The sequence below is a fragment of the Mesorhizobium sp. M1A.F.Ca.IN.020.04.1.1 genome (genome assembly GCF_003997315.1).
In the GTDB taxonomy this organism is placed as follows: domain Bacteria; phylum Pseudomonadota; class Alphaproteobacteria; order Rhizobiales; family Rhizobiaceae; genus Mesorhizobium.
The window spans coordinates 25130-32418 of the sequence record NZ_RZSN01000053.1; the positions used below are offsets into that span (position 1 = coordinate 25130).

Genomic DNA, 7289 nt, shown 5'->3' on the forward strand with positions numbered 1-7289 from the left:
GTGACGGCAACGACGCTTTTCAATCCAACCCAGCCGCCGCGGGCAACGCTCGCGGCGGTGCTGTCCTCGTTCAAGCGCGCCTTTTCGGGGGTGGCGCTGATGAGCGGTGTCGTCAACGTACTGGCGCTGACCGGCTCGTTCTTCATGCTGCAGGTCTATGACCGCGTGATCCCCGGTCGCAGCGTGCCGACGCTGGTCGGGCTCGCCATCTTCGCCGCCATGCTTTTCACCTTCCAGGGCGTGCTCGAGCTGATCCGCTCGCGGCTCCTGGTGCGCATCGGCATGGCGCTCGATCAGCGCATGAGCGGCAAGGTCTACGCGGCACTGATGCGGCTGCCCTTGCGCACCAAGCTTGTGGGCGACGGCTTGCAGTCGCTGCGCGATCTCGACCAGGTCCGCTCGTTCCTCTCCAGCGCCGGACCGACCGCGCTGTTCGACCTGCCATGGATGCCGCTTTATCTCGGCATCTGCTTCCTGTTCCATTTCTGGATCGGCATGACGGCGCTGGGCGGCGCCATCATCCTCTTCGGGCTGACGCTGCTCGCCGAGGCCCGCACGCGGGAGCCGGCCAAGAAGGCCAACGGCCAGGCCGCCTTGCGCAACACGCTTGCCGAGGCGACGCGCCGCAATGTCGAGGTGCTGCAGGCGATGGGCTTCGGCTCGCGCATCGCCGAACGCTGGGCGGGCATCAATGCCGACTATCTCGGCACCAACGCCAAGGCGAGCGATGTCGCGGGCACGCTCGGCACCATCTCGAAGATCCTGCGCATGATGCTGCAATCGGGCATCCTGGCGATCGGCGCCTGGCTGGTCATCCATCAGGAAGCGACCGGCGGCATCATGATCGCGAGCTCCATCATGATGGGGCGGGCGCTAGCGCCGATCGAGCTGGCGATCGCGCATTGGAAAAACTTCGTCAGTGCCCGGCAGGCCTGGGCGCGGCTGGCGCAACTTCTGGCCATGCTGCCCGAGACCTCGACCAGCGTCTCCTTGCCGGCCCCGGCGTCTGGCCTCGCTGTCGAAGGCATCAGCGTGACGCCGCCCGGCGAGCGCCGGCTCGTCGTGCAGGACGCGGGCTTTGCGCTCGAGAAGGGTGCGGGCCTCGGCATCATCGGTCCGAGCGCGTCGGGCAAATCCTCGCTGGTGCGGGCGATCGCAGGAATCTGGCAGCCGGCGCGCGGGGCGATCCGGCTGGACGGCGCGACGCTCGATCAATGGTCGCCGGAAGAGCTCGGCAAGCATATCGGCTACCTGCCGCAGGACGTGCAGCTGTTCGACGGCAGCATTGCCGAAAACATAGCGCGCCTCGAGCCGCAGGCGCCTTCGGACAAGATACTGGCGGCCGCGCGCGCCGCCGGCGTGCACGATCTGGTCGTCCACCTGCCGGAAGGTTACGAAACGCGGATCGGCGAAGCGGGCTCGGCGCTTTCGGCCGGTCAGCGGCAGCGTGTGGCGCTGGCCCGCGCGCTCTACGGCGATCCGTTCCTGGTCATCCTCGATGAGCCGAATTCCAATCTCGATGCCGAGGGCGAGGCGGCGCTGACGGAGGCGATCCAGGGCGTGCGCGCGCGGGGCGGCATTGCCGTCGTCGTGGCGCATCGGCCCAGCGCCCTGGCCAGCCTCGACCAGGTGCTGGTCATGGCCAATGGCCGCGTGCAGGCCTTCGGGCCGAAGAACGAGGTCCTGAACAAGGTCACCCGGCCGGCCGCGGCGCCGTTGAAGGTGGTTGCCGGGGCCGAGGAGAGCGCATCCTGATGGCCGACGAAGCCGCTCCGGTGGAAACGACCATTCGCCGCTACCTGATCGGCGGCGTCGCCGCCTGCATCGTTCTTGTCGGCGGCGGCGGGGGCCTTGCCGCCGTCACCGAGCTGTCCGGCGCGGTGATCGCTTCCGGCAGGCTGGTCGTCGATTCCAGCGTCAAGAAGGTGCAGCATCCGACCGGCGGCGTTATCGGCCAGATACTCGTGCGCGAAGGCGATGCGGTGAAGTCGGGCGGCGTCCTGTTGCGTCTCGACGAGACCGTGACGCGGGCCAATCTGGCGATCGTCACCAAGGGCCTCGACGAATTCGAGGCGCGCCTGGCGCGCCTTGAGGCCGAGCGCGACGGCAAGGAGGCGATCGTGTTTCCTCAATCGCTGATCTCGCGGCAGGGCGATCCGACCGTCGCCCGCGCCATGGCCGGAGAACAGTCGCTGTTCGAATTCCGCCAACAGTCGCGCGCCGGCCAGAAGGCGCAGCTCGAGGAGCGCATTGCCCAACTGGCCGAGGAGAGCTCCGGCTTGAGCGAGCAGCGTGTCGCCAAGAGCCACGAGATCGAGCTGATCGGCATCGAGCTCGAAAGCATCCGCAAGCTCTGGCAACAGAAGCTGGTGTCGATCGATCGCCTGACCGAGCTCGAGCGCGACGCCGTCCGGCTCGACGGCGAACACGGCCAGCTCACCGCCTCGATCGCCCAGGCCAAGGGCCGCATTGCCGAAACGCGGCTGCAGATCATCCAGGTCGACCAGGACCTGCGCAAGGAGGTCGCGACCGAGCTGCGCGACGTTCAGAGCAAGATATCCGAGTTCGTCGAGCGCAAGGTGTCGGCCGAGGATCAATTGAAGCGCATCGACATCCGCAGCCCGCAGGACGGGGTGGTGCATCAGCTTGCGGTCCATACCGTGGGCGGGGTCATCACGCCCGGTGAAGTCGTCATGCTGATCGTGCCGGTGGCCGATGAGCTGACCGTGGAGGCGCGCGTGTCGCCGCAAGACATCGACCAGCTGAAGCTCGGTCAGGAAGCCGGCCTGAAATTCTCGGCATTCAACCAGCGCGTGACGCCGGAACTGAACGGCAATGTCAAAGAGATCGCCGCCGACCTCAGCCTCGACGAGCGCAGCGGCGCGGGCTTCTACACCGTCCGCATCGGCATTCCGCGCCCGGAGCTGAAAAAGCTCAACGGTCTGACGCTGGCGCCCGGCATGCCGGTCGAGGCGTTCTTCTCGACAGGCAACCGCACGATGCTCTCCTATCTGGTGAAGCCCTTGGCCGATCAGATCGACAGGGCGTTCAGGGAGGAGTGACCGTGCCCGGATCTCAATAGCCTATTGACCCATTGCGGACGATCGCAACCTGCTGGTTCACAAATCATCCGGGGATACCTGGGTTACCGGAATCGCTAGAGCGATGCCTTCAACTCAGGTTGGTCGTGACCGGGGTTCCGGTCAGCAACGCGGAGTCCACCGGCGAACCCGAGATGAACCTAAAACATCCCTTTCACATTGAAGCGGTTTTCGACCGGGTGGGAGCCGGCGCTCGCCAATCTTCGGGCGTCATTGGCCCTTTTGCTCTTCATGACATTCCGCAGCGAACGCCTGTTTCCCCTTCGCGGCCCACAGGTCCCGCGCATTCTCGCCCTCATGGCTTTGGAGCTTGGCGGCGATCCAGAGCAGCGCGCCGTAGATGATAGCGCGATCGTCATTGGTCAGCTCGACGATGCCTGCCTTGACGACGAGTCCGCCGAGCTCGATGAGGTGTCGGGTGCGCTTGCAGCGCTCGACCTGCCACGCGCGCATGTCATTTCGGGCCCGTGCCGCTTGCCGGCGATTGCGGGCTGCCCGATTGCGCTGGAGCGCCGCGTAGGTTGCGCTGAGATGCTGGAGCAGTTCGCCGGGAGCCGCTCTCGAAAAACATCCCCCCACGCTTAGCCCATGCCTCACGCTTTGCGGCGTCCTTCGTCTCGGCGATTGCGACCAGCGCGCCGGCCAGTTCGTCGGTGCTGAGTTGATCGGCGCCGGTGGCGATGACCAGGTCGCCAAGCTGCTGCACCTTTCGGTTTTTCAGTTCCTTGGCTTTGTCTTCCAATGCCTTCAGTTCGGCGTCGAAGTCACGTGGTTTGCGCATGGCGGTCTCCGTCGGTTGTCGATCGGATGATGATAGGGGAGCATCTGCCGGAAGGCTTCAGGGTTGCCGAGACAGCCCGGGACGGGCTGGTCCATCCCGAGAATTTTTCGAGGGAGGGCGCGCTTATACGTCGTGCCGACGTGCGCTTTGACGTGCAAATGAATGGATCGCGATGGCGATCTATCATCTTCACGTCAAGGTCATTTGCCGCAAGGCAGGGAGCAGTGCTGTGGCGTCAGCCGCCTACCGCTCGGCTTCTCGATTGCGTGACGAGCGGATCGAACGCACTCATGACTTCTCGGCCAAGCGCGGCGTCGTCCATTCAGAGGTGATGCTGCCGGAGAATGCTCCGCGCGCCTGGAGCGATCACGAACGACTATGGAACGACGTAGAGGCCTTCGAGATAAGGAAGGATGCGCAGCTGGCCCGCGAGGTGGAGTTTGCCCTCCCGCGTGAACTCAGCCAGGCGCAAGGCATCGAGCTGGCGCGCGACTTCGTTCAGGCCGAGTTCGTCAGCCGAGGCATGGTCGCCGATCTCAATGTGCATTGGGACAGGGCAGAGGATGGCGGTCCAAAACCGCATGCCCATGTCATGCTCACCATGCGGTCAGTGGATGAAAACGGTTTTGGGGCGAAGGTACGAGATTGGGTGACGCTCGATGAGCTGGGTGTAGAAATCCACCTTGCGAAGGAAGGTGTGACGCTGTCGCGAGACTCGCGCTCATCTGAAAAGTTCATGCACGGCATCAAGGTCTTTGATGGCCAAGAACTACATAGACAACCTGTCGGAAGAAGCCCGCAAGGGGCAGATGGAGAAGGCGGAGCAGGGCATATGGCCGACCAAGGCTCCGCTAGGCTATGTCAACACCACGGGGAAGGATGGCAGAAAGGTCATCGAGCCGCATCCTGAACTGGCTCCAGTCGTCAACACAGCTGTTCGAGCGCTACGCAACCGGCCAGTATTCGCTGAAGGCCCTGGCTAAGGCAGCCCACAGCGATGGGCTGATCTATCCCAAGAGCGGCAATCCGGTTCCGGTCAGCACCGTCCATATGATCCTGCGCAACCGCCTCTACACGGGACTGTTCCAGTGGAACGGCAAATTGCACCAGGGCAAGCACGAACCTCTCGTATCGATCGAATTGTGGGAGAGGGTGCAGGGCGTCCTGACGGGCCGCAATGCGGTGCCGACCCACCCGGTGGGAAACGAGTTCGCGTTCACCGGCTTGATGACCTGCACCGAATGCGGCTGCGCCGTTGTCGCTGAGATCAAGAAGGGCAAATACGTCTACTATCACTGCACGGGGCATACCAACAAAGGCCGAGGCGGGTACGGTGATTGCCGCCGCAAATATGTCCGCGAGGAGGTGCTCGATCAGGCATTCGCCAACCTGCTCGACCGGTTGCACTTCGACGAAGAGATCCTGGAATGGGTAAAGGCAGCGCTCATGGCCAGCCATGCCGACGAGCGCCGGGAGCATGAACAGGCGATCCATCGATGCCAGGTCGAGTACAAGCGGCTCGAGGACCGGCTGCACGCCTTGTATCTCGACAAGCTCGATGGCCGCATCGACAACACCTTCTACGACCGGATGTCGGCACAGTGGCGAACCGAACAGACCCGGCTGCTTCGCGAGATAGAGCGCCATGGCAGCACCGAGGAATCATACATGGAGGATGGCATCCGGCTGTTGGAATTGGCGCGCAACGCCAGCCGACTGTTTGCGAAACAGCCCGTGCATGAGAAAAAAGGCTCTTGAATCTTGTACTGTCGAACTGCCAATGGGACCAAGGCGAGGTTCACGCTGTCTTCAGGCAACCGTTTGATCTACTTGCGGAAACGGTCGCGTCTGGAGCAGCCATAGGCGCTGAGCAGACCGCTATACCAACAGGGAGTCCAGTTTGGCTGGGGAACCTGGATTCGAACCAGGACTAACGGAGTCAGAGTCCGCTGGTCTACCGTTAACCTATTCCCCAGCAGGCGCGGTCGGTATCGCGCGAAGCGGGCGGCTCAAGCGCCGCGAGCGCTGCCTTGTAGCCGCCATCCGAAAATAGTCAACCCCGCGCCGCAGTTCAACCGCAGCCTTTTTCTCATTCGGTCGCGGGCCGCACGGGAACGCTCAACCTTCGCCGCGGCTGTATTGCGAATGCTCGAAGAACAGCACCACGCCGAGCCCGATCAGCAGCGGGACGATCAGGTAGAACAGGCGGAACACCAGGAGTGCGGCGAGCACGCCGACCGGATCCATATGCGACAGTCCGGCCAGGAAGACGACCTCGAAAACGCCGAGGGCGCCCGGCGCATGCGACAGCAAGCCGACCGAAAAGGATATCATGAAGACGCCCAGCACGACGAAATAGCCGGGATTGCCGGCCGCCGGCAAGGCAAAGTAGATGATGGCCGCCGCCGCGAGCAGCTCGACCGGGCCGATCAGCAATTGCCGCGCCACGATCGGCAGTGCCGGGTAATGCAGCTGGAAGCTGCCGACCTTGAGCGGCCTCAGATGCAGCCAGCTGCAGAACACATAGACCGCAACCAGGATCAGCATGGCGAGGCCGGCGGCTGTTGCCAGCTCGTGGTGCGGGGTCGTGGTGAAACGGTCGACGATCTGCGGCTCCAGCACCAGCACGAGGCCCCCGACAAGCAGGCTGGAGAGCACGAAGGTGATCCAGCAGATCGCCACCAGCACGCCGACATCCTGGCCGGTCAGCCCCCGGGTGCCATAGGCGCGGTAGCGGATCACCGCGCCAGACAGCACCGAGCCGCCGATATTGTGCGACAGCGCATAGGTGGTGAAGGAGCAGAGCGTGACGAACAGCCACGAAACTTTCTTGCCGATATGGAGCAGCGCAATGTGGTCGTAGCCGGCGAGGGAGGCATAGGCGACGACGGAACTCAGCGCCGCCAGCACCCAGGCGCGCGGGGGGATGGCGACGATACCGGCCCAGACATCGTCGAGTGAGATGCCGCGCAACTCATGGATGAGCAGCCAGAGCGAGAACACCACGGCCGCTATGCCGATGACCGGCCAGAAATAGCGCGTCCAGTTCATGGCGTCGTCGTCATGCGATTAAGCTCATTGCTATGATGTTGCCCAAACCCGTTCCAAGTCTCATTGAGACATGCCTGATTGAAGCCGGCTATTCAACCGGCATGAGGTGGCCCCTGCGTGACGGCGCCAAAAATCGAGGCATGCGCTCTTGGTGATTGCAAAGCGCGCTGCTAGTCTGTTCTCAACTTGAAACAAATCGAGGTGCCTGCTGCGTCCTTGCTGGTTCGCGCGGCGCCGGAAGGAATTGAAGTGGAAGACCACGATACCGGCGCCGCGCGAACCAGCAAGGACGCAGCAGGCACCTCGATTTGTTTCAAGTTGAGAACAGACTAGCAGCGCGCTTTGCAATCACCAAG

At 63.5% G+C, this 7289-nt stretch carries 6 protein-coding genes, 1 tRNA gene and 1 pseudogene; 4 read left to right on the top strand and 4 right to left on the bottom strand.

Going from position 1 to position 7289, the window contains the following annotated elements:
• Positions 1–1755, top strand: a complete 1755-nt coding sequence (locus EOA49_RS13485; protein ID WP_127242125.1) for a type I secretion system permease/ATPase — start codon at positions 1–3, stop codon at positions 1753–1755.
• Positions 1755–3062, top strand: a complete 1308-nt coding sequence (locus tag EOA49_RS13490) for an HlyD family type I secretion periplasmic adaptor subunit (protein ID WP_127243188.1) — start codon at positions 1755–1757, stop codon at positions 3060–3062. Before EOA49_RS13485 ends, EOA49_RS13490 begins: the two co-directional genes overlap by 1 nt.
• Before the next feature lie 249 nt (positions 3063–3311).
• On the opposite strand, the gene EOA49_RS13495 is transcribed toward EOA49_RS13490, so the two are convergent.
• Both EOA49_RS13495 and EOA49_RS13500 read right to left on the bottom strand, forming a co-directional pair.
• Complete coding sequence (locus tag EOA49_RS13495) at positions 3312–3554, bottom strand: conjugal transfer protein TraD (RefSeq protein WP_127242100.1); 243 nt, start codon at positions 3552–3554, stop codon at positions 3312–3314.
• 1 nt (position 3555) lies between these two features.
• Complete coding sequence (locus EOA49_RS13500) at positions 3556–3882, bottom strand: conjugal transfer protein TraD (RefSeq protein WP_127242099.1); 327 nt, start codon at positions 3880–3882, stop codon at positions 3556–3558.
• A gap of 172 nt (positions 3883–4054) precedes the next feature.
• Between EOA49_RS13500 and mobQ the strand changes: the two are divergent.
• Together mobQ and EOA49_RS13510 are read left to right on the top strand one after the other, a co-directional pair.
• Positions 4055–4531, top strand: a pseudogene (gene mobQ / locus EOA49_RS13505) (MobQ family relaxase); the annotation flags it as partial.
• Positions 4532–4761: 230 nt separating this feature from the next.
• Positions 4762–5640 carry a recombinase family protein gene (locus EOA49_RS13510; protein WP_164747032.1) on the top strand — a complete coding sequence of 293 codons (879 nt, stop codon included), beginning with the start codon at positions 4762–4764 and terminating at the stop codon, positions 5638–5640.
• 143 nt (positions 5641–5783) lie between these two features.
• On the opposite strand, the gene EOA49_RS13515 is transcribed toward EOA49_RS13510, so the two are convergent.
• Positions 5784–5857, bottom strand: a tRNA-Gln gene (locus tag EOA49_RS13515).
• 143 nt (positions 5858–6000) lie between these two features.
• Positions 6001–6933: a YbhN family protein gene (locus EOA49_RS13520; protein WP_127242097.1), complete on the bottom strand. Its 933-nt coding sequence runs from the start codon at positions 6931–6933 to the stop codon at positions 6001–6003.
• Positions 6934–7289: the final 356 nt, after the last annotated feature.

Coding starts and splice junctions, on each gene's coding strand:
- EOA49_RS13490 (WP_127243188.1), top strand. CDS start 1,755: ATGGCCGACGAAGCCGCTCCGGTGGAAACGACCATTCGCCGCTACCTG.
- EOA49_RS13495 (WP_127242100.1), bottom strand. CDS start 3,554: ATGCGCGCGTGGCAGGTCGAGCGCTGCAAGCGCACCCGACACCTCATC.
- EOA49_RS13500 (WP_127242099.1), bottom strand. CDS start 3,882: ATGCGCAAACCACGTGACTTCGACGCCGAACTGAAGGCATTGGAAGAC.
- EOA49_RS13510 (WP_164747032.1), top strand. CDS start 4,762: ATGGCAGAAAGGTCATCGAGCCGCATCCTGAACTGGCTCCAGTCGTCA.
- EOA49_RS13520 (WP_127242097.1), bottom strand. CDS start 6,933: ATGAACTGGACGCGCTATTTCTGGCCGGTCATCGGCATAGCGGCCGTG.